Source organism: Psychrobacter sp. Ps6, assembly GCF_022129235.1.
Classification (GTDB): Bacteria; Pseudomonadota; Gammaproteobacteria; order Pseudomonadales; family Moraxellaceae; genus Psychrobacter.
This window is the reverse complement of the sequence record NZ_JADQAI010000004.1, coordinates 138,684-162,682: the sequence shown is the minus strand read 5'-3', so window position 1 is coordinate 162,682 and position 23,999 is coordinate 138,684. Positions and strand designations below refer to the sequence as shown.

General features: G+C 43.2%; 19 protein-coding genes. 3 read left to right on the top strand and 16 right to left on the bottom strand.

What is annotated here, in order from left to right; all coding sequences use genetic code 11:
* Positions 1-263: 263 nt before the first annotated feature.
* Both I3255_RS06555 and epmB read right to left on the bottom strand, forming a co-directional pair.
* A complete protein-coding gene (locus tag I3255_RS06555; RefSeq protein ID WP_238038078.1) occupies positions 264-2,003 on the bottom strand; it encodes a hypothetical protein in 1,740 nt (579 codons plus the stop codon).
* A 400-nt stretch (positions 2,004-2,403) separates the two neighbouring features.
* Positions 2,404-3,411 (bottom strand): EF-P beta-lysylation protein EpmB, encoded by a 1,008-nt coding sequence (epmB, locus tag I3255_RS06550; protein ID WP_238038076.1) that lies wholly within the window; start codon positions 3,409-3,411, stop codon positions 2,404-2,406.
* 162 nt (positions 3,412-3,573) lie between these two features.
* Here epmB and efp point away from each other — a divergent pair, with 162 nt between their 5' ends.
* Positions 3,574-4,146: an elongation factor P gene (efp, locus tag I3255_RS06545; protein ID WP_201602581.1), complete on the top strand. Its 573-nt coding sequence runs from the start codon at positions 3,574-3,576 to the stop codon at positions 4,144-4,146.
* Positions 4,147-4,363: 217 nt separating this feature from the next.
* On the opposite strand, the gene I3255_RS06540 is transcribed toward efp, so the two are convergent.
* The 13 genes from I3255_RS06540 to I3255_RS06480 form a co-directional block, all read right to left on the bottom strand.
* On the bottom strand, positions 4,364-6,139 hold the full coding sequence (locus I3255_RS06540) for a GAF domain-containing hybrid sensor histidine kinase/response regulator (RefSeq protein WP_238038074.1): 1,776 nt from the start codon (positions 6,137-6,139) through the stop codon (positions 4,364-4,366).
* Between the two features lie 21 nt (positions 6,140-6,160).
* Entirely contained in the window at positions 6,161-7,042 is an 882-nt protein-coding gene (locus I3255_RS06535; protein WP_238038072.1) for a tRNA threonylcarbamoyladenosine dehydratase, read from the bottom strand.
* A gap of 69 nt (positions 7,043-7,111) precedes the next feature.
* Complete coding sequence (locus tag I3255_RS06530) at positions 7,112-8,050, bottom strand: TatD family hydrolase (protein ID WP_238038216.1); 939 nt, start codon at positions 8,048-8,050, stop codon at positions 7,112-7,114.
* A 561-nt stretch (positions 8,051-8,611) separates the two neighbouring features.
* The gene (gene gspD / locus I3255_RS06525) at positions 8,612-10,867 is read right to left on the bottom strand and encodes a type II secretion system secretin GspD (RefSeq protein WP_238038070.1); all 2,256 of its coding nucleotides are present in this window, start codon (positions 10,865-10,867) and stop codon (positions 8,612-8,614) included.
* Between the two features lie 78 nt (positions 10,868-10,945).
* Positions 10,946-11,842, bottom strand: a complete 897-nt coding sequence (locus I3255_RS06520) for a type II secretion system protein N (protein WP_238038067.1) — start codon at positions 11,840-11,842, stop codon at positions 10,946-10,948.
* Complete coding sequence (gspN, locus tag I3255_RS06515; RefSeq protein ID WP_238038065.1) at positions 11,843-12,679, bottom strand: type II secretion system protein N; 837 nt, start codon at positions 12,677-12,679, stop codon at positions 11,843-11,845. It abuts the gene before it with no gap.
* A gap of 242 nt (positions 12,680-12,921) precedes the next feature.
* Entirely contained in the window at positions 12,922-13,245 is a 324-nt protein-coding gene (locus I3255_RS06510; RefSeq protein ID WP_201602568.1) for an H-NS histone family protein, read from the bottom strand.
* A 453-nt stretch (positions 13,246-13,698) separates the two neighbouring features.
* Positions 13,699-14,136 (bottom strand): BLUF domain-containing protein, encoded by a 438-nt coding sequence (locus I3255_RS06505; protein ID WP_238038063.1) that lies wholly within the window; start codon positions 14,134-14,136, stop codon positions 13,699-13,701.
* A gap of 56 nt (positions 14,137-14,192) precedes the next feature.
* A complete protein-coding gene (locus I3255_RS06500; protein WP_238038061.1) occupies positions 14,193-14,720 on the bottom strand; it encodes a BLUF domain-containing protein in 528 nt (175 codons plus the stop codon).
* A 117-nt stretch (positions 14,721-14,837) separates the two neighbouring features.
* Positions 14,838-15,512: a hypothetical protein gene (locus I3255_RS06495; protein WP_238038059.1), complete on the bottom strand. Its 675-nt coding sequence runs from the start codon at positions 15,510-15,512 to the stop codon at positions 14,838-14,840.
* 583 nt (positions 15,513-16,095) lie between these two features.
* Positions 16,096-16,713 carry a single-stranded DNA-binding protein gene (gene ssb, locus I3255_RS06490; RefSeq protein ID WP_238038057.1) on the bottom strand — a complete coding sequence of 206 codons (618 nt, stop codon included), beginning with the start codon at positions 16,711-16,713 and terminating at the stop codon, positions 16,096-16,098.
* Between the two features lie 248 nt (positions 16,714-16,961).
* Positions 16,962-17,519 carry a DUF3833 domain-containing protein gene (locus I3255_RS06485; protein WP_238038055.1) on the bottom strand — a complete coding sequence of 186 codons (558 nt, stop codon included), beginning with the start codon at positions 17,517-17,519 and terminating at the stop codon, positions 16,962-16,964.
* 129 nt (positions 17,520-17,648) lie between these two features.
* Entirely contained in the window at positions 17,649-19,013 is a 1,365-nt protein-coding gene (locus tag I3255_RS06480) for an MFS transporter (RefSeq protein ID WP_238038054.1), read from the bottom strand.
* A 641-nt stretch (positions 19,014-19,654) separates the two neighbouring features.
* Between I3255_RS06480 and uvrA the strand changes: the two genes are divergently transcribed.
* Together uvrA and I3255_RS06470 are read left to right on the top strand one after the other, a co-directional pair.
* On the top strand, positions 19,655-22,561 hold the full coding sequence (gene uvrA / locus I3255_RS06475) for an excinuclease ABC subunit UvrA (protein WP_238038052.1): 2,907 nt from the start codon (positions 19,655-19,657) through the stop codon (positions 22,559-22,561).
* Between the two features lie 108 nt (positions 22,562-22,669).
* On the top strand, positions 22,670-23,137 hold the full coding sequence (locus tag I3255_RS06470) for a DUF6584 family protein (protein ID WP_238038050.1): 468 nt from the start codon (positions 22,670-22,672) through the stop codon (positions 23,135-23,137).
* 229 nt (positions 23,138-23,366) lie between these two features.
* Here the strand turns inward: I3255_RS06470 and I3255_RS06465 are convergent, their stop codons facing one another.
* Complete coding sequence (locus tag I3255_RS06465) at positions 23,367-23,996, bottom strand: LysE family translocator (RefSeq protein ID WP_238038048.1); 630 nt, start codon at positions 23,994-23,996, stop codon at positions 23,367-23,369.
* Positions 23,997-23,999: the final 3 nt, after the last annotated feature.

The window sequence follows — 23,999 nt, the reverse complement described above, 5'->3', positions numbered from 1 at the left end:
AACTAACCTAGCTTAGAAAACATTATAGAGAGTAGGCTCAGTAAGTATTGTGATAGTGGCTGAGTTTTAGTTGGCATGATATATTCTAGCGCCCGAGGTATCTTATAAATCAGAGTAACAATATCCCTCATTATAGACAATAATTCGGTTGACTGCAGGTTAACTTATGACCTTGTTTGTTTAATATCATTATCAAAAAAACATCAGCCTTTTTTCTTATACGGTGCAATCTATCTTTCTTTCAGTAAATTTATAAATAGTCATTATTTGGCTATTTCGTATTGACTAAACCCGTCAGTCATCAGCAATCTACGACCCAAACGTAAATGGGTCTGTTTACTGTTGATACGCATGATGACTCTATCATCAGGCTGAAAGTAAGACGAAGGTACAATAAGCGAACTCATGGTTTGCAGCTGCTCATCTTTGCCAAGAATCAGCGCCGGCACGAAATGATGGTTCTGTGGGTCCCTCCCTTCCAAGCGCAATCCGCATGCCACAACCTGATGACCAAGCAATTGCCATTCAATCTCTTTGTCTTTGGTATCAAAATGCCGCCAACGCACTACCCCTATTGACCGATCAGGCTGCTCTGTCACATCAGGTTGACAGACCAAGAACAAACTCATGATATGTAGTGATGGCGGTGTTGTTTTAACAAGCTCGCCATCTATCGTATCCATGTCAAGAGATTCCCCTCCAACATGCTCTTCATTCAAGATATCTTGCGTTGACACCAATCGAAGTGTACGAAATGCTGACAGATTGTCACTGCTCTCAAACACTTCTATGTCGAATGCGCTGCTACTGCTTTGTTCTGCATTAAATGTGTCATAACGAGGGCGCTCGTCTATGGATAGCTCGTCTATTGCTATCAAGCTAGCAAAGCTGCTCGAGTCACCAACATGGTGGTGGATACTGTTAAAACCAGCGATTAAGCTCGCACGGTGTTTGACACTATATTTAGTAGGCAGCATGAGCTGTGGCTGTAGATAACGATAACTGATGGTCATTGAGATCGTATTTAGCAGACCGTGTCCTATCCCTACATTGCTACCCTCAATGGATACCTGCCTACGTGAATTAAAATACTGCACCATAGGGGTCAGCTCTAGAAACAAGCAGTCATGGTGATCTTCATAGGGATTTATCTCAGAATTTGGCGTTAGATACGTTGGTGGTTTATCACTCTGTAAATCCACGAATACTCGTGTCTCCGTCGTTGGTTCGATTGTCGCGACAATATACTGAGACCATTCAGGCAATAAACGTTGCACCAATAGAATATTGGGACGACGCATGGCACGTACATTCAATAAACTGTGCAAGCATATTTGGCAATAAAGCTGATGAATATTATTTGTGTAGGGTGTCACTGTTTCTCGATTCAAATCGAGATGAGACACACGCTGTTGATAGGCGAGATGATACAGCTGATTAATTCTCGACCAGAGATAATCTGATGGCTTGCGATAGCAAATCGCCTCTTCACACAATAGCTTGTGGTACCTCAGTAGCGACTGATAAATGGCAACAGCAAGCGTATTGGCGCGCTTTTTATTAGTATTAAAATAGCGTGGAAAACCTTTCTTTGAAATCTTTTTTGGCTGACTGTTTGATATTAATTCTTGACGACGTACAACCTTGTCATAAGCCAAAATAATTAAATAATGCAAGGATTTTACTTGAGCCACATAACCCAACTGCACCTCACTCAGCGCGCCTGTTTCATAAATATATTGCTGCCGTAACGTGGCAATCAATCGATCTGAAACATCGCTCACAGCCGTCATCAGTTTAAGGCGTTGAAGCTCATCTATATTAGCCTCGCATAGTACGGAGAGAACTTTTTCTAAGTGCTCAGCTTGCTGCTCTTGGGTTTGTGAAGATAGCGTTGTCAATAATTTGAGCAGATGATGCTCTTGGCCGTTCACTGATTGATTTGGCGTTGGTAGTGGCTCTTTGGAAGAAAGGGCGTCTTGAAACATAGATAAAGTTATCATCAGTATTCCTACTCACTGTTGGTCACTCTGAGTAAGTTTGCAAGAGGCAAGTATGCAACCACACAAAGTAGAGCAATATTAGATAAAAAAGAATGCGTACTACAGTTCTTTTTAAGGAAGCCGTACCATCAATGCTTAGCCGCTGTACTTCCAGATAGTGTATTTTTAAATGCTATATAGCAGTATATGAATTAAAGCAGTCAAAGTCGTAAAATCAAATGACATATGGCGTTCATTAGATATATTCGCATTCTATGCGACAATATTCTCGCGATACCATCGATAGATGAGCATAACAGCCCTGAACGCTCTATTATTAAAACCATTAACAATTGGCTGATGATTTTAATAAAAATCATCCTTTGTTTAGTAATTTTTGCGAAACCCTATATTGCCTATATTAATCGCGATTGTAAATGTCAATCGGCACCTTAAATGGCCTATTCGGCAGTTCTCTTACCAACTTAGGTACCAGATATCCTGGTAATGCTGCCAGTAACGACCAGTAGAGCTCAATTGACGACCGCTCGTCGCTATCAAAATGCGCAGCACCAGCCACTTTGTCTAAAACATGTAAATAATACGGTAGCACGCCACAAGCAAACAAACGCTGGCTTAATTCTGTCTGAGCATCGATATTATCGTTAATACCTTTTAATAGTACTGCTTGATTCAGCAGCGTCACGCCAGCGGCGCGAGTACGTTGCAGGTATTCTGCTGTCAGCGCATCAATCTCGTTGGCATGATTACAATGAATGACCATCACGATACGGCAGCGACTTTGAGACAGTCTGTCTAATAGTGCGTCATCTAACCGGGCTGGAATAACCAATGGTAGACGAGTATGTAGTCGAATCGTCGTCAGCTGCGGGATAGGCTCCAAAGTATCTAACCATGCAAATAACCGTCTATTGGTCACATTTAAGGGATCACCGCCGCTCAAAATCACTTCATTGATTTCAGGGTGCGCGCTGATGTAGTTGATGATATTTTCTTTTACATCAGCAGTTGGCATATTGGCACTATAGTCGAAATGCTGACGGAAACAGTAGCGACAATGAATCGCGCACGCCCCAGTGATCGTCAGTAATACTCTTGATTGGTACTTATGAAGCATTCCTTTGACAGGATTTTGGCTATTTTCGCTTAAAGGGTCCGCCACATAGCCCGTTACATTGATTTGCTCCTGCTTGTCTGGCAGTACTTGTTTTAATAGCGGATCATCACGGTCGCCGATGGTCATTTTTGCTACAAAGCCACGCGGCACACGCAGCTCAAAATGCTTCGGCACATAGACGTCTGCGCGCAATGATTCAAGTTTTAGGAGACTGAGCAGCTCGTCAACAGAGGTAATGGCTTCCGATAATTGCGTTTGCCAGTTTTTTTGTGTGATTAAATGGTTTATCATGACAGCCTACTACCTGTGCCCAAAATCGGATATTATACGCCCTTAGTGTCTACCCTATCAAAGTATACCGCTAATACGTAAGCACTTGGCTTGGCAGCAACTTTTGGTACAGTCAGCCTCATATCTATCTACTACCATATCTACAACCCCTAGGAGTCTCTTGTGGCAAGTTTTTCTACTAATGAATTTAAAGCTGGTCTAAAAGTCATGCTTGATGGCAACCCTTGTGCCATTCTTGAAAACGAGTTTGTTAAGCCTGGTAAAGGTCAAGCCTTTAACCGCGTTAAGCTGCGCAATCTTCGTAGTGGTAAAGTATTGGAGCAAACGTTCAAATCAGGCGACAGCTTAGAAGCGGCTGATGTGATGGATACCGAAATGAACTATCTATACAACGATGGCGAGTTTTGGCATTTTATGCATCCTGAAAGCTTTGAGCAGATCCAAGCTGACAAAAACGCCATAGGCGATGCACCCAAATGGCTAAAAGAGAACAGTAATGCACTGTGCATCATTACTTTATTTAATGGCGCGCCTTTATCAGTAACGCCGCCTAATTTCGTTGAGTTACAAATCACAGAAACTGATCCTGGTGTACGCGGTGACACCTCAGGCGGCGGTGGTAAACCAGCTAAGCTAGAAACTGGTGCCGTGGTACGTGTACCGCTATTTGTACAGCAAGGTGAAATCGTCCGTGTTGATACGCGTACGGGTGACTACCAAACTCGTGTAAACTAATAGCGCAATAAGCGTGATTGATCGCTGAGATTGTTGTGCTGATCGCTAATAAAAAAGCTTAACCGCTATATAAACGGTTAAGCTTTTTTTATTTACAGCGGCTGTATTTATTGTCATAGAGCCACCTTTAACATTTAGTAGCCCCTATTATCTAGTTAGTAGCGCCTAATATTTAATCGTCATTGTCATAGCAGTTATCATGATAATGACCTGTGGCCTACTCTTCTTCCAATTGTTTTTGTATCAACCAATATTGTACCAAAGCATTTAGCTGCTCCTGTTTAAAAGGTTTGGTGCAATAATCTTGCATACCAACTTTTAAGTACTTTTCACGCTCTCCATCCATGGCATTGGCAGTCAAAGCGATAATAGGTGGTAGGTCTTGAGGGTCATAAAGCTCATGCAGCTTAATAGTAGCCTGTACGCCATCCAAAATCGGCATGTGATGATCCATCAAGATGACATCATAACGTTTAGGAAACAAAGCAAAAGCTTCAATCGCTTGCTGGCCATCAGTCACATGAGTGACGGTATGACCGCTATTGGTCAGTGCCTTTCTGGCAATAATGGCATTAACAGTATCATCTTCTACCAATAATATATGACCTGCACGCTCGTGGCTAGGCTCTGCCATTGTGAGATCATGAGAGTCTTGCCATGCTTCGTATTTCTTTTCATCGATAGTCGGTAGCGGCAATAACACTCGAAATGTAGTACCAACGCCTACGGTACTATCGACACAAATATACCCACCCATCAGATCGACAAGAGACTTGCAGACGGAGAGCCCAAGACCTGTACCACCATATAGGCGATGCGTGAATTTATTGGCTTGATCATAAGCATCAAATATTGCCTCTAAAGACTCAGCTTTTATACCGACACCTGTATCTGTGACCTCGATACATAAGGTCATATTCTTATCCGCCTTACGTTCTAACGTCTCCTGCCTCATGCTATTTTTGTCAATATTTTCGCGATAGCAATTATTCATATGCTTGACATCAATACTCACTCTCCCGCCTTCACGGGTAAACTTAATCGCGTTATTGACAAGATTTGCGATGATTTGTTTGAGGCGTACTGGATCCCCTTTTACATAAGGTGATAACGACTCGGTATAATGGTAATCTAGCGTCAAACCTCGTTGACGTGCCTTGATAGAAAATAGGCTAACCACTTCATTACATAATGTAGATAAATTGAGTGGAATAGAGTCAATATACATTTTTCCAGACTCAACTTTCGATAAGTCCAAAATCCCATTAATAATCACCATCAAATGCTCATTAGAGATTTTGATATTATCTACATACTCTCGCTGTTCAGCACTAAGTTCCGTGTCACCTAGCATCTCTACCATACCAATGATACCGTTCATTGGTGTCCGTATTTCGTGACTCATATTGGCCAAAAAGTTCGATTTCATCTCATTAGCATGTTTGGCATCGCGTTCTTTATCCTGCAGCTTCAACGCATCTGCTGCCATCAGCGCAAACTGTGCCAATATCTCTTTTTGTTGATCACTAAAGCTATGGTTGGGCTTGGTATCCATGAGACATAAAGTGCCTAAACGGTAAGTCTTATTGTCTTCATGTAAAATAATCGGGGCGCCAACATAAAATCGTAGATAGGGTGCATTAACAACCATTGGGTTTTGGCTAAAACGACTATCCTCTAATGTATCTTCTACTATCAACATATCATTGGACAATATCGTATAATTACAAAAGGCCGTCTCACGTGGTGCCATACTGACACTGTCAGGCATACTGTCGAATTTGCAGGCTGGTTTTAAATATTGCGTTTCCTCATCCATAAAAGTGATCGTTACCACCGGCACATCAAAAAACAGCTTCACGAGTGCAACGAGTCGATCAAATGCAGGCTCCTCATCTTCATTGAGTACCTGATATTTTCTCAACTTGTTGACACGTTCTACTTCATCTACCGCTACTGGGTAGCTGCTTTTAGGTGAGTTAGATATAGACAAGATAGACTCCATTAAATAATATCAGACGCTCGATTGGTGATTCGTCTGCTTTATCAATAATTGTAACGCTTCATTCACCATAATCATTGCGACCACCGATGTGACGACTACTGCTGACCCATAACCACCACATTGTAGCCCGCCTGTTTGGCAGCTCTTATCCACATGTGGTGGCTCAGTAGAATAGACACATTTGATACCGAACTTCTCTTTTAGCGCGCTATTGATGCCTTTTTCGTGGCGCAGCTTATTACGCAATTTGGCAAGCAATGGATCTTGATAGCTATCACGCAAGTCGCTCACTCTTATTTGACTTGGATCTATCTTACCACCCGCACCGCCTGCACAGACCAGCTTTAATTTATTAAAACGGCAATGTAGGGCAATCGCTAGCTTGGCATTCATATCATCCACGCAATCTAAAATCACAGTAGGTCTACCTTGATCAGCGGCTGCTTTCGCTTCATGGCGACCCGGCAGTAGCGCTGCGACGTTTTCGACGGTCAAGAAATCATCAACGAGATTTAAGGTGACTTGAGGATTGATCTCTTGAATACGTGCCGCCATTGCTGCGATTTTACTTTGACCAAAAGTACTGTCTAGCGCTGGTAGCTGTCGATTGACGTTAGAAGCAACCAACACATCCAAATCAACTAAACTAATGGTTCCTACTGCCGTTCGCGCCAACGCTTCTGCTGCCCAAGAGCCAACACCGCCTACCCCAATGATATAAACATGCGACGCTGCAAACGTATCGACAGCTGATGTGCCATAAAGCGTGCGCGTACCTTGAAAACGGCGGTCATACTGCTCATCCTTTTCATCCACGCCAGCTTGTACATTATCATATTCGGCAGTGACTGGCTCTACGACTGGGTGCTCAATTTGTCTGGTTTCATTCATGGCTTTTTAAATACTCTTCTTAAATATTTTGACTGTGCTTGCTTCATCGTTTAATTATAAGTTTAATAATTATGTTGGGTAGGCCCAGTTTACTTTTAGGGCATCGCAGCTATTTTTCCATAACTGTTTAGCAAGTTTATCCTGTGAGACACCCAATAATTCACTTAAACTCGACAACACCCAAGGCAAATTAGCAGGAACATTCCTATCATGTGTGTGGGCTGCCTCCCATTCATTGTCTGGGCTTTGTCCAACGGCTGAATGCTGACTATTTGAATTTTGACACATAATCGGTGTCATGTCCGGACAGTCTGTCTCAATCACTAAGCACTCAATACCATATGTATCCACAGCGGCCTGAATAGCGCGGCGCAGTTTTTTGGCGTTCGGATTGGTCACCTGTCCTGTAACGCCCAGCTTGAACCCTAGTTTTACAAAAGCTTTGGCCTCTTGTTCACCACCACTAAAACTATGTGCAATACCGCCCAATTTATAAGCATCGTATTTGTGCGCTTTTAATATGGCGAGCGCTTCGGCATGCGCCTTACGAATATGAAGCATCACGGGCAACTGGTGGGTCACAGCGATATCTAGCTGCGCCTCAAAGAACCGCTTTTGTTTATCAAAAACAAAAGGCTCTTTCATTGCATCAGTAAAGGTATCTAGGCCGATTTCACCGATGGCTAATGGTCGACTATCCGCAACCATTTGCGCCAATTTCATTAGATGAGCATCAGTATGCTGCTCGATATAAAAAGGATGTAAGCCTAACGCAATATGCGTACAGAAATCAGACTCGTTATGCTCATCGGTATCTATGCCAAAACGCTTTGATAACTTATCGATCCACTGCTTAGTGTCGTACATACGCTCAAAATGCTGAGACAGATAACCAACCAGTACGAGATGACGTATACCTTGATGGTAAGCGCTTTGAACCTGCTGCTTTCGATCATTATCAAATACTGGCGCGTCGAAATGCGTGTGTGTATCGATAAGGGGATACATACTGGTTGATACTTGTTTTGCCTTAGTCGATGACTCAAGAACAGACACTGATACACTCCAAAAATAACGTCTTTAGCAAAATACTTTGTCAATCATCATATTATACAAATGGCTGTAGTAACAGCTTATTCAAGCAATGCCGCGTTCAATATAAAGCGTTACGATTCCTTGTTAGGCATCCTTCTCACCGTGATGACTGCCCTTACTTTTCGAATTTGCTATATTAGCGTCAGTCATCTCATCAGCTTTTCGGCTACTGCGTCGAGGGATGACCAATAATGCCGTAGCAACCGCACTCAAGACCAGCCACTTTCTTAATTTTTCATAGTTTGCCATTGTTGATCTCTACCTTTCATTTAACCATAAACCTTAGAACGTAAAAAGCAGATATATGACATTATTCTACTAATGTTTAGTATACGTAAAATATGGCTATGGCTATGTTTATCTGTGTTACGAATACGCAAGCCAATGTACGATGTAACTTTTGTTTATTACATCGTACATTGGCCTGTGCTGCTTGAAGATATCGGTTGTTTAAAGTGGTGATTAATAACTGCTTTAACGATTGAGAGGATACGTCGTCATACCACTACTGTTAGGACTGTCTACCTTGGTGAAACCTTGAGAGGTTGACCGCGGGGTTTGATCACGCTTAGGAATGAGTGGGTTAAGCGGCATTAGCTCATAGTCTGCATCGACATTGCCATCCCAACCTTCTGTACCGCTTAAGGGCAATTGTTTGATGGTGCCGTTTTTATCAATCACCAATTGTAGCACTCGCATTTGATTGAATTTACGCTCGGTCACACTCGCGACCGCGCCGCCATCACGCAAGATCGTTGGCTGCAAAAATATGATCAAGTTGCTCTTTTGGGTATTGTCGTTATCAGAACGGAATAATCTGCCAATCACTGGTACATTGCCAAGCCCTGGGACTTTTTGTTGACTGGTCGTACTGTTGTCACGCATCAAGCCGCCTAGAGCGATGGTTTGCTGATCGTCTGCTAAAATCGTCGTATTAATGAGACTTTTGTTGGTGATCAAGCCGTTTACACCGCTACTAGTCGGTGCAATGCTAGAGACTTCTTGTGAGACTTCCAAGCGTACGGTGCCATTATCACCAATGTGAGGGATGACGTTCAAATTGATACCGATATCTTGCCGATCAATGGTCTGGAAAGGGTTGTTTGAGTTGTTGCCACTAGTGGTAAAGGAACCCGTCACAAAAGGTACGTTTTGACCCACTAAAATACTGGCCTTTTCATTATCCAATGTCAAAATAGACGGCATGGACAATAGATTGGCACTGGTAGATTTATCAAGCGCCTGCAAGATCGCCCCATAAAATTCCGTATTACCCTGACTGTCTTTTCGGCTATCGCCAATCCCAACCAATGCACCAACGATAGAGCTGGCAGCCTGACTAAGCGCTGTTGCACCCGCGACACTACTGCCTGCTAATGCAGCACCTGCTAAGGTTGTCGCACTAGCACCAACATTATTGAAGTTGACGACACCATAACCACTATTGGCATTACCAAGCGCCCACTGAACACCTAGCTGGGTTGCATCATCGCCTGAAACTTCAACGATAGCGGCTTGAATTAAGACTTGTGCGCGGCGACTGTCCAATTGGTTGACCGCATCTTCAATCTCAAACATCAGCTCAGGCGCAGCGTTGACGATGACGGCATTTTGTGTTTCGTCAGCGATGATACTAAAAGGCCTGCCACCAACGCCTGTACCGCTTCCACCTGTATTGCTAGCAGGCACAACTGATGTACTACTGCTACTGCCAATACTCTCACTCGCCGCACTGTTAATGGTAGCACCTGTGCTGGCATCATTTAAAGAAGCGGACTCTAACGTTGAGGTGGCACCAGCGCTATTAATTGATTGATTAGCAAGCAGCCCTCGTAGCATATCGGCAATATGGCTAGCACTGGCATACTTTAAGCGAAAGACACGTAAACCGCTCAGTCGCCTTGTCGGTGTGGTATCTAATTGATTAACCATTTCTTGCACTTTGGCAATCATCTCAGGACTGCCTTTGACCAGCAGCCTATCACTTGATGAATCAGCGATCACTTTGAGCTGATTATTACCACCTTGTGCTTGTCCGCTACCAGCGCTTGCCACCAAGGCACTAATTAGCTCCATCATACGTTCGGCATCGACGTGGCGTAGTGGTATCACTTGCAGACTGTCATTGACGTTGCTGTCCAAATCACGGATAAGGGCGGTGAGTTGGTTCAGGCTATCAGCTCTATCTGATAGCACCAGCGCGTTTACACCAGGCACAGCGGCGGCATGTGCAGACTGCGGCATCAAAGGTCTTATAACGCCCAATACTTCTGCTGCTTGAGTATTCGTCAAATAAATCACTCGGGTTGCGAGCGACTCACCGACACTATTGCCACGCAAATCAACGGCAACACCAGACTGCTTGGCGACATTATCTGGCACCAGTTTGATCGTCGTACCTGACTCTATCGCTGCAATCCCATTGACCTGCATGACACTTAAAAACAGCTGATAAATCTCATCACGGGACAAGGCTTTGTTCGAGATGACCGTCACATTGCCGTTGATACGAGGATCAAGGACAAAGTTTTGGTCAGTAATGGTCGCTACCTCATTAATAAAGGCTTTAATATCAGCATCTTGCAAGTTGACCTTCCAGCTCTCAGCATTCGCTAGGCCCATGCTAGCAGCCCATAAGGGTACCGCCAGGCAAAGAGGACGACACAGGCGCATCAAACGCGGCAGGATACGGTGTAAAGGTGTGGCTGAAAATTGATGAAAACTTACCATATTGATAATTACCTACAGTGATATTGCGTCATATGTACTGAGTTTTTAACGAGTAATCTTTGCTAAAAGTCCGTCTTATTAGAACTGTTGACGGATAGTAATAACTTGCTCACCACGTTGAACCTCGATTTGTGCTTCGCCTGCTTGCTGTACTTGCTGTAATACGCCAGCATCTTGAGCAGGGTTATTGCCCACGTTTTGTCCGTTTACTGTCAATACTTTGTCGCCTGGCTCTAGTCCGAGTCGATTGCGTAATTTGGACGGCATCGCTGCGGTGACTTGATAGCTCTCGCCTGAGGCCATCACCCCCATTCTACTCAAATAACTGGCAGGATTTTCTTGCAGCGCGGTGACCGCCTCTTCAATCGCCGTTTGCGGACTGCTTTCACCATTCGTCTCTGCCGGTTCAGGCGGCGTCTCTTGTAGTGTCTGAGGCGCAGTCGGCAACATACTATTGTCCGGCAAACGCTGATTACTGACGCCGCCTGCCAGCATGTCATTTTGATCTAGCGGCATAGCATCTGGCATGCTAATCACTGTTTCTTTATCATTGGCATCCGCGATAATAACCGAATTCCAGTCAACAGCGACCAGAATATAGTCACTGTCTTTTAGTCCATCACCAATTCGGTAATTTTTCACCTCACCATTAATGTTAAGTAACGCCGAAGACATACTCTCCGGTATGGCGAGTAGTACGCCTTTAAGCTCAACATTAGGTGGTGGCTGGACTGCCGCTGCAATAGGGTCAGGATCAGCAAATATCGCAAACAAACCACTATAGTCATTGGCAGACTTTATATTGTTTTGCAAAGGGGCTAGTGGCAAAGCAGGTGCTAAGGGCGCTGCTAATAGTAACCACAAAAGACGCGCCGCTGTCCAACACAGCCAAGCAATTGCCAGTAGCAATAACCATCTTGAAAAACGATTGAGAGTATTCACGACAGGCTTTAGGCTGGCAGTAATATTTGACATTTAGGGCGCTCCCAGACCAGCTAGCAGTGGCTGGCGCACACTAACGACTGGTGTATCCTGCGGTGCTTGCCCTTTGTATTCAGGCATGTTTTCTAATAGGCGCTGAGTCAGACTAACATCTAGCATGTTGTCCCCGTCTATATACAGATCGCCCAAACGCTTATCTTGATTGTTCAGTAGGTTGATGTGCAGTAGGTTTTTATTGTTTTTTTGCTCAGCACTCAGCTCAGCTCGCAATGCAGGCATAGTAATATAAAAAACCTTACCACCACTAGGATAGCCGACTTCACCGCCAACCCAGGTCAACTGACCATCCGCTTCACTAAATCCCGCCGCATTTTTAGCAGACTCATTCTCAGCTGATTCCGATGACGAATTGTCGCTAGACTGACGCTTTAACGAAACGCCATTGACTTGAATGGGCGTATTAGGCAGTTGCCAATCAACCACACTTGCCAAAGTCTCAGGGGCAATCTTTCCGCTCATATCATCGACTTGCCATGAGTTTAAACCCAGTTTTATCTGTCCGTTTAGCCTCGTTTGCTCTGAGTTGATATTCACATCGGCACCAAGCTTTCCTGTGAGCAGTTGCCATGGCTGCCATGACCATTCGGCCATCCCTGTGAGCGGTGTCGATGATAGAGGAATTTGCCAAATGGCAGAGCCCTGCCATACATTGCCAGACACATGCTGCACATAAGGCGTATTGGGTGCATACTTTTGAAGTAGCCATGCCGCTGGCATTTGTAATACAGCAAATAAGGCGAACAATACGAATCCGATCAGCCACCAAAGCTTGCGGGGACGCTTATGAGACAACTCAGATACTTGGGCCACGGTTGTACAACTCTTATATAAGACAAAAACGTCATTATCATAACAAACAATGACCTATAGATGACAGAAAAAAAGCCAGTATCTTTTTACCAAAATATTGGCAATAGAGATACTGGCTTTTTTATTTGGCAAAGCTTCAGCGTTTATGGCTAAATGATTGTAAATAAACCATTATCCATAAGACTGCTACGCTCCGTCTCGTACTGTGTTACGACTCGAAACTATCTGGTTGGATAGCCTAATTAGATAGCAAAATCTTCAAGATCACGACCTGCTGCTAGGGCTTCAACCAACCACGTTGGTTTACGTCCACGACCAGTCCAAGTTTCTTCCTTATTATCAGTATTACGGTATTTAATACTGCGTTTTTTCTCTAGTTTTTCGCCAGCTTTTAAGATCTCTTCAATTGTAGCGTTGCTGTCTTCTGCAATTTGCTCAAACTGCATATAAGCATCGTACAAACGCTGATGCTGTTTTTTGGCAATAAGCTGCTGTGCATTTTCGGTGATGGCACGTAGTTCATCTACGTTTAAGTTATCTAAATCAATTGCGTTATTTTTACTCATAGTAAGTCCAACTGTCGGATAAAAAAATATCACCTCAATAGAGACATTGTACCTATTGAGATACCTGAATGATGACTCATGCATTATTAAAAGATTAATAGTTTTTAAGGGTTCATTTGATTTTTAATTAATCAAAGATTATTCATAATTATTTTAATGAACATGAATAATAAAAATATTGCTGGTAACCACAAGCATTCATTATACCTTATATAGCAAATGGCTATCGACAATAATTACTTATTGAAACTTAACTCAACAAACTTCTATTTTTACAGCACTTCTTAAATGCGATATTCTTGAATATTAGTACTTTTTCGTTTTTTAATAAAATAATATTCATTAATACACTATATTAATAAATCTGGTTTATTAGCATCTAATAATTAGGCGCTGTAGCAAAAGCATATGAGCTTGCGAACGAATACTTGTCTAAACCCTAACGACTTTTATTTAGCCTTTTTGTACACTTAGCTCATTCATTAACCCATAAGCAGATTCAGCATTTAGCAGATAAGGATTAAAACCAATAGTCGTAGAGTATTTCAAATAGATTGCGGCGTTTTCTTCGGTCGGAGACGCATAGTTCATCGACCAGTTTGACCATTCTCTATGCTTTAGCTCACGTGTGTCAATAATCTGTAAATCATGATGACGCTTATCAACGATGAGACTGTGTAGCAATCGATTAATTTGCGCTCTTGGGCCTTCTATCGTCTGCAAAAAATAATCTTTATTAAACGTGAGCATTCCAGTGATACCATTAGCAGCGTTGTTTGTCTGAGCTTGCTGTAGTATTTCATTGAAATCGGTCGCTGATACATTTGGGTTTGCACGGCTGGCGTAGGTCATGCTGATTAAAATGTGTGCATCTGTCGTTACTGAGTTCATAGCTTTTCTCTCATACAAGTGTCGTGGGTTCAGGTCTGGTTATCAGTATCGATGGACTAACTAAAATCGTACCAAGGTTTTTTCTTCTGAATGGTCTGCACGTCACTCTTTGCTTGTTGCTCTTGCAGCTCAGATAATCTATCAATCAGCATTGTGATTTGGTTGGTACTCATTAAGTAAGGATTGAACTCACTTCCTGTCGAGAATTTTAACGCCAGTCCTTTGTTTTCTTCACTTGGAATCAAGTACTTCATTGACCATTTACTCCAATGACGCTGCTCAACTTCACGGCACTCTATCACCTGCAGAGAATGATGACGCTCATCTTGCACAAGTTTTCTAAGCAGGCCATTGATAACCGGCCTTGCTCCTTCGATACTTTGCAAAAAGTAGTTGTGGTTAAACACCAAAGCACCAGTGATACCATTGCGCTCGTTATTTTGCTGAGCCTCCTCAAGGATACGAGTCACCTCGCCGCTGAGGTTATTGTTGTTGTAACGACTGATATAAGTCAAACGTAGAATGATATGCTCACCATGCAGCATTTTTAGACGACTTGACTCTGAAAGGTCGACTGATTCCATAATTTTTTCCAATTAATTTGCTAGATTTATAAAAAGAGGCGGTGCAGATATTTCTAATGATTCAACAATGGCGGCACTAGGGCGTGTCTCTAATTCAAACGTTTATCACTAAATGGGCTAACGTGATTGTTGGATTTTTTTGATAAATTCGCTCATACCACGTGCCAGATTCATGTTACTGCTCTTTTGTACTTCTTGTGCTAGCAGCAATAATTGCGTGCTGTCCTCACACTGCTCTAACCCCAATAAATAACCCCACGCTTCTGCAGGCGGTGCGTTTTTTTCAATATAAGTTGCCAAGTCAGATTTAATGGTTCCATAGTTAGCACCAGCAACTTTTGACTTAAATATATTACCGATAGATTTTTTGCCAGCCTCTGCAATTTTATTAGGCGGTTTGCTATTAAAAGTACGATCAAACTCTATTTTAGTACTGACATCAAATGAGCTGTCTGTGAATTGAGACTGCTCAGTGGCTAGCACTTGAGAGATAGCCGATGCTTCGGTTACAGTAGATACTTGAGGCGCTGTTTGGATTTGAGAACTCGGGTTAGCAGCACTAATCAATTCAATATATTCAAGCTCCACAAGCAATTCAAATAAAGATCCGACACCGCCAAAATCAGCAAACATTTTGCTATTATCGAGCGTATCAAAGTAGTTTTGATACGTGCGCTTGCCATCAATCATGATCAGTAATGTTCTCGCTTCTCGCGGCAATATACCGAGACTTTGAGACTTTATTTCTGCTCTACCTAAATCACTTTTGCGAAACACATCACCGTAGTTCATTCTTTATACTCAGTATTGACAGCAAGGTAAACACCTTACTGATAAGACGCCAACCCAGATAATTTTTGTTCCTTTCAGCCATGAATGGCCAAACTCTAATAGATTTAAAATTATTGTTAACTGATGCTTTACATGCAACCTTAGCGCTTAAATTCAGCTACACTATTTAATTAAATAGAGTATATCAATATCATTAACAGACTGTTAGCACTAATTGAATCGGATAGCACAAACGGTTTATATAAGGTATGAAAGGTAGTTTTTATAAATTTCAATATAAAAACTGATGATGAAAACAATGATAAATATTGTCTTTATAAGATGCATTTTATAAATGAATAGCCGTAACCATATATCTTGAATAAACGATCTAATAGCAGTTTTATACCATCTAAAGATAAAATAATATAAACATAAGTTTTGTTTTTTTAATAATGTTAATGGTGAATAGTGCGTACATTTTTTATATTTGATGTCTGTTTAATAAAATCTTAAGCGTGTACTTTCTTTATCACATATTTATTGATAGGCATTAAAAAGCCCCGCTAATAGCGGGGCTTTTTAAATACAGTATCTTATTATCCTAGAACGGAATATCATCATCTACAGGGCCATCTGGCATTGCTGTAGGCTTAGATTGCGTAGGTTTTTGCGCGGGTTGATTAAACTGATTTTGCGGAGCCGGTGCATTTTGGTTATTAAAGCTGTTTTGACCACCATTCGATTGGTTATTGTAGCCACCTTGCTGTGCTGGTTGGTTACCCGCGTGCTGACCAAAGTTATTTTGGTTGCCTTGGTTGCCGTAACTGTTTGAATTCTGGCCACCTTGATTGTTACCAAAGCCTCCATTATCGCTTTGACCACCACTGATACCATCAAGCATCTGCATTTGCTCAGCACGAATCTCAGTGATATAACGGTCTTGACCATTTTGATCTTGATACTTACGCGTACGCAAGCTGCCTTCGATATAGACTTTGCTGCCTTTGCGCAAATACTGCGCGGCGATTTCGCCTAAACGGTTAAAAAGCGAGATACGATGCCATTCTGTCGCTTCTCTTTTTTCACCACTTTGTTTATCCGTCCACTGCTCAGATGTCGCAACCGAGATGTTGGTCACGCTACCGCCATTATTGAACTGGCGTGCCTCAGGATCTGCTCCAAGGTTACCGATAATGATAACTTTATTAACTCCGCGCATGATACCGTCCTTTTACTTATGAATAATTATTCGATAGAACCTACACGTCCTACCGATGATATGATTTTACTTTAACCAATTTTTGTTCGAATATCTACAGGCTAGCTATGATAAACGTCAATCTATGTCGCTTAGGTAGGCAAGATAAAAGTTTAACCAACAAACACGCCTCTATTTTGCCATTTTAAAATAGGCATGAACACCTTCAAATTCTATCAGTTCTGATTAGCACCTTGCTCGCTATCACGTTATTTAGTGGAAGAGCTCTTACGGTGCATGCTTAACGTCACGCTGCCTAACTCGACGCCAAACTTTGTCATGGCTGAACGATTGAGCATGACATCGTCATTAATAAGATACATCCAATCGTCAAAATTCACTTTGTAGGTTTTGTCCTCAACTGGCAGGTTTAATACATAATCCCAATGCAGGGTATTACCTACCACATCGCCTGTTGCCTCGCCAACGACGTCGCCTGCTGTGCCAATCCAGCGTCCATCGCTTTGCTCAGTCAGTCGCCATATACGCTGCGATTTTGATCCATCTGCCCAAGAAAACTTCTCGTTTAAAACGATGACATCATCGCCTTCGTGAGTTGCATCGATATCGACATAAAAGCGTTTTTTGACCTCACCATTACGCCCTTGAAACATGCCCCAACCCTCGATCTGACCTGAGAAAAACTCATGCATATCAAGCGTTGGTGTGGTGTTCTGATAGGCCTGAATATTTTGCGTGGCACAGCCAGAGGTCAGTAACGTGGCTGACAGTCCAAAGCCTATTGCTAGCTTATTAAACTTACTCATATTAATTCCTTTTAAATTGAGATAATCATTTCGCGGTCACTGATTAATAATGGCGGCCTACGGGGTTATTGTCTAATTAGTTATGCCTATTTATTTTTATTCATCTGAAAATTTTACTTATATCGCGTACTAAATATCTAGCGGACTTTGCGCCAAATGCGATAGCGCCTGTCGTGACTCATCCGTTATTTGGGTCTTATCTAACTTGAGATAAGCGACCTGCTCTTTTGCCATCACGACCAGCTCATCTACGCCATCGACTGCTAGCATTTGACGTGACCACTCTTGGATATTGATGTTTTTAGGAATGGTCACTGTCGTGCTTGATAAATAAGGTGGCTGGGCAATAGGTATAATCAGCAGCAATGCGATGCCCATGACAAGTGCCAATAGCCCCCATGCCAGCAGATTAGGCTGATTCAATAGCAGCCCGCCCATCGCGCCACCAACGAACGCACCTAAAAACTGACTCGATGAGTTGAGCCCCATTGCGGTCGCTTTATTGGCGACTGGTGCACGCTTGGATATCCAAGATGGAATCGTTGCCTCAAGCAAATTAAAGCCCATAAAATACAGTAGCAATCCAAAAATAATACCAACACCAACCTGACTACCAAAAGCAAGAAATGCCAAGGCTGCGGTCATTACTGCAATGGCGCTCAAAAATACTTGGCGCATTTTACGTTTCTTTTCGGCAATGATGATAAAGGGAATCGCGACTGCGAAACCAACAAACAAGAGCGGTAAATAAACCATGCCCTGCTGACTCACCGACAAACCCATGATGTCTTTGAGCTGATGCGGTAGTATGACAAATATAGCAGTCATCGTTAGATGTAGCGCAAAGACACCAATATGTAAGCGATTCAAATCCCCTACTTTCAGGACAGTCGCTAACTGCTCGCGAATCGATTTGTTGTCCAGATTATGCTTGAGCACACGTAAAGGTGTGGGCACCATCAGCAGTAGCAACATAGCTAAAACAGCAAAACCTGCCGTCAGCCAAAACAATCCCGAGATACCAAGCGCACCGACCAATAAAGGGCCAAAAGCAAAAGCAAGCATGATGGACGTTCCAATGGTCAAACCCATTGTCGCCATTGCTTTGGTACGCATCTCTTCACGTGTCACATCAGCCAATAGCGCCATGAGTACGGCAGAGACCGCGCCACTGCCTGCCAGCGCTCGACCGATAATCACTTCATAGATATCCGTCGCATTTGCTGCAATCATGCCGCCGACAGCGAACAGTATCAGCCCTAAAAATATAATCGGTTTACGCGGGAATTTATCAGCGGCAAGGCTCATCGGTATCTGAAAGATTGCTTGTCCTAGTCCATAAATACCAACTGCCAAGCCAATCAAAAACGGCGTCGCATGTGCATAATTGTCACCATAAACAGAAAACACCGGCACAATCATAAACAAGCCAATCATACGCAAGGCAAAGATGCCACCGACTCCGAGGATTGCCCGTTTCTCTACGCTATTCATACTTGCCTCACTGATTGATCATTGCTGTTTTTTCACTGCTGGCACCTATGCGGTTCCATGATTTATCACTACTGGTTTATCAAGGCGCTCGCCTATAAATCAAGCCCCCTAGTATAAGACATTCGCCGTTTGGTTGCCGAGACTTTTGTCTTACTGACGCAGCCGCCCGTAGCGCATCAACCCAAGCCATTCATATTATGCAATTATTTTGTTACCAACTGCGTCAGATGCGCAATCACACCTTGAATAATGCGGTCGCCATAACAATAAAGTAAGGCGTTGTAAACGTTATTAATCATTAGCTCGAACGACAGTTCAAACGACAAACTCCTCTACAAAATGACATTTTTGGTCAAAACCATAACAAACGATGCCTGTTACTTAACAGGGATTTGATTTAGATTTGCTTAGTCGAACAGAAATCAATCGCATCAAAGACTGCAAAATAAGCAAACAGTAAATCGGCATGTATAGCCCTTACTTTACGAACGTATGAACACTTTATAAAAGCACTATTTATAACAACATTATAAATTTAGAAATCATTCGCATTTTCAACCAATAATTTTACTAATCTATATTTACCTTTTCATTTGAGATATTTCCCAATACTCTTTTAGCAAATAGGAAACCCATAAACGATGGCACATGACCATATCGCAATACGCGGCGCACGTACTCATAATTTAAAAAACATTGATTTAGACATTCCACGAGATAAATTCGTGGTAATTACTGGCCTATCTGGCTCTGGTAAGTCGTCACTGGCATTCGATACGCTATATGCCGAAGGGCAACGTCGTTATGTCGAGAGCTTATCAGCATATGCGCGTCAGTTCCTCTCGCAAATGGAAAAACCTGAGGTTGATAGTATCGAGGGTCTCTCCCCTGCGATTGCTATCGAGCAAAAATCTACCAACCATAACCCGCGCTCAACCGTCGGTACGATTACTGAGATCTACGACTACCTGCGTCTGCTCTATGCGCGTATCGGTACGCCGTACTGCCCTGAGCATGGCGAGCCAATGGTCGCACAGTCGGTCACCGAGATGGTCGATCAAGTCATGGCCTTGCCAGAAGATACCAAGATCATGATCTTGGCACCAGTGATTCGCGAGCGTAAAGGCGAGCATACCGTCCTGCTTGAACAGCTGATTGGTCAAGGTTTTGTGCGCGTGCGTGTCGATGGCGACGTATACGACACTGACGAGCTACCAACACTGGATAAAAAGAAAAAACACACCATCGAAGTGGTGGTCGATCGCTTTAAAGTCCGTGACGACTTAGGCAACCGTGTCGCTGAGAGTTTAGAGACGGCGCTGCGTTTGGGTCAAGGGCTGGTCACGCTGCACTTTATGGATGGTAATCCAAAAGAAGGCGGTGACGACAACCAAGTCATGTCCGCCAAGCACTCTTGCCCTGTCTGTGATCGTGCGGTACCTGAGCTTGAACCGCGTATGTTCAGTTTTAACAACCCGTATGGCGCGTGTCCAAGCTGTGACGGTCTGGGTAAACGCCAGTACTTTGCGGCTGAAAAACTGATTACTCACCATGAGAAGTCGCTCAATCAAGGCGCAATCAATGGTTGGGATAAACGTCATGCTTACTATTTTGGTTTACTTAGCACTGTGTGTAAGCACTTCAAAATCGATATGGATATGCCATGGCAAGACCTCGCCAAAAAGCATCAAGACATCATCATGCATGGCTCTGGTAAAGAAAAACTCACCTTTAACTTTACTGATGAGCGCGGTCGTAAGACCAATAAGACCGTACCATTTGAAGGCGTGCTGCCTTACTTAGAGCGTCGCTATGCCAAGACGCAAAGTAACCTTGTACGTGATGAGCTGGCTAAATATCTGGCTGATACCACTTGTAATGTCTGTGATGGCGCGCGTCTGAACGAGATTTCGCGCAATGTGCGTGTTGATGATCAGACCATTGCTGACATCGTTAAGCTCTCTATTGGCGACTCTGCCGATTATTATAAAACGCTAAAAATTGGCGGTCACAAAGGCGAAGTCGCGGAGAAAATCTTTAAAGAGATTAATGAGCGCTTAAACTTCCTCGTCAGCGTTGGTCTTGATTATTTGACCCTAGCGCGCTCTGCTGAGACGCTATCAGGCGGTGAAGCACAGCGTATCAGACTTGCCAGCCAAATCGGCGCTGGTCTCATGGGTGTCATGTATGTGCTTGATGAACCATCCATCGGTCTGCATCAGCGCGACAATGATCGTCTGCTAAAGACCCTCACGCGCTTGCGTGATTTGGGCAATACCGTACTGGTCGTTGAGCATGACGAAGACGCCATTCGCCAAGCGGATCACGTCATCGATATTGGTATCGGTGCCGGTGTGCATGGCGGCCATGTGATTGCTCAAGGTACCGTCGATGACATTATGGCAAACAAAGAATCGCTGACGGGACAGTATATGTCTGGCGAAAAACGCATCGAGATTCCAGCCGTGCGTCATAAAGCCAAAACCATGGACACCGAGGTCAAAGGGAAAGCCAAAGCCAAAAAAACCCCAATGACCATCGAGCTAAAAGGCGCATCAGGCAATAACTTGCATGATGTGGATTTGACCATCCCTGTTGGCGTCATGACTTGTGTGACTGGCGTATCTGGTTCGGGCAAATCAACCTTGATCAACCGTACGCTTATGCCATTGGCAGCGACGCAGTTAAATAACGCCTCAACGCTTATCGCAGACAAGCATGAGAGCATCAGCGGTCTTGAGCATTTGGACAAAATGGTCGATATCGATCAAAGCCCCATCGGTCGTACGCCGCGCTCAAACCCAGCGACGTATACGGGCGTGTTTACTCCTGTGCGTGAGATGTTTGCGCAAACGCAAGAAGCACGCGCTCGTGGTTATAAGCCGGGTCGCTTTAGCTTCAATGTCAAAGGCGGACGCTGCGAGATGTGCCAAGGTGATGGTCTGATCAAAGTTGAAATGCATTTCTTGCCGGATATGTACGTGCCATGCGATACCTGTGAAGGCAAACGCTATAACCGCGAAACCCTAGAGATTCACTATAAAGGCAAAAGCATCGCCGAAGTGCTAGAGATGACCGTGGAGGATGCGACTGAGTTCTTCTCAGCAATACCTGCGATCTATCGTCGTCTGCAAGCATTGATGGATGTCGGTCTTGGTTATATTCGTTTGGGACAGTCTGCACCGACGCTCTCTGGCGGTGAAGCGCAGCGCGTTAAACTGGCGCGTGAGCTTGCAAAACGCGATACCGGACAGACGCTCTATATCTTGGATGAGCCAACCACGGGTTTGCATTTCCATGATATCTATAAGCTGCTCCATATCCTGCATACCCTACGCGATAAGGGCAATACCATCGTGGTCATCGAGCATAACCTTGATGTCATCAAAACGGCGGATTGGGTGATTGATCTTGGCCCTGAAGGCGGTAAAGGTGGCGGACTTATCATCGCTGAAGGCACGCCTGAGGAAGTGGCAGAAGTGAAAGGCTCATATACAGGCGAGTTCTTAAAGCCCATGCTTGAGCAAGGACTCAAAGACGTCAGCTAAGACAAGTTAGTGAATAATTAATAAAGGGCTACTCTTTAGGGAGTGGCCTTTTTTTATGTTGTACAATAATATCTATTATTCAACACTATATACCAAAGGAGGTTGCATTTGAATGAAGCTGAGCTGAGAAATGGTATTGATAACATTATTCGCAATAATGATATAGATACTGCTATTCACAATCTAAAAGGATATATGCGACTTCGTTACGGGCATCCTGTTCTATGTGAAAACATTGCCAACTTGTATATTGAAAAGCATGATTTTCGTCAGGCTGGAAAGTATATTTTCTATAAAGAGCATCTATCCAAACAGGATAAAGAAATACTATCCGTTTACTTTACGTATTTTGGAAATGATAAGATCAATATTTTAAAAGACTTAATATCTGAAGGTACAAAATCACCTGTCCGAATAGACTACGATGTTAAAGTTGAATTATTTACCATGATGAACGAGGTGAAAGCTAAAAATGGTTTTTTACCCAAATTTATGTGGAATTGGTATTACCATTTCGAATCCAAACTCAAAAAAGATAAGAGGCATGGTCAACTCTGTCAATCAACGAGGAGATAAGTTTATCAATTTTAGCCCGCAGGCTAGGATGATAAAGAAAATCCAATAATTCAATATTACGTACGATTATCTCACTAAGTATCGCACCTCAACACCACTCTACACCTCACTGTAACTAATTTTCAAAACTACAGTTGTCTTTAAAACCTGCTCACAGTTTTTAGCTGATTTAATCCACTTGGATAAACGTCTATCCAATGAGTTATTTATCCACCCTTGTATTGTAAATCTAACCCTTCGCGATCAACCATGTGCCAGCCAACCCCATAAATGAAGACCCTACTCGGTTAAATTTCTGACGCGCTTTAGGACTTTTTAGACGTTTTTGCGCGTAACTCGCCATAAAGGCATACATCATCATGGCAACAATGGCGCAGCCAAAAATCACCAAACATAGAATTGTAATATCTACCCCTGTCAGACTGGTTACTGGAAAAAAACTGGGTAATAAGCTTATGTAGAATAAAATAACTTTTGGATTGCTAATAGATATCAAAAATCCTGACGTTACACTTTTTAAACCCTCATTCTTATTCTTTAACGGGATATCCCCAGTGATAATTTCACTTGGCACCGTCGTCCACATCTTGTACGCCAAGTAAAATAAATAGCCTGCCCCTACAAACTTAACGATAGTAAACAAGGTATTGAAATTGCTTGCCAATGCGCTCAGTCCATAAGCTGAGAACACCATATAAATAGTATCGCCTGCGGCAAGTCCAATGATTAAGGGCAGCGCCGCCCAAGAGCCTTGTGTCATAGCTTTGGCAATCGTGGCAAACACACCAGGACCCGGCGTCATGATAAATATGAATACAGCAATGATAAAAGTAAATAGCTGGATGGTAGTGATGGTCATGAC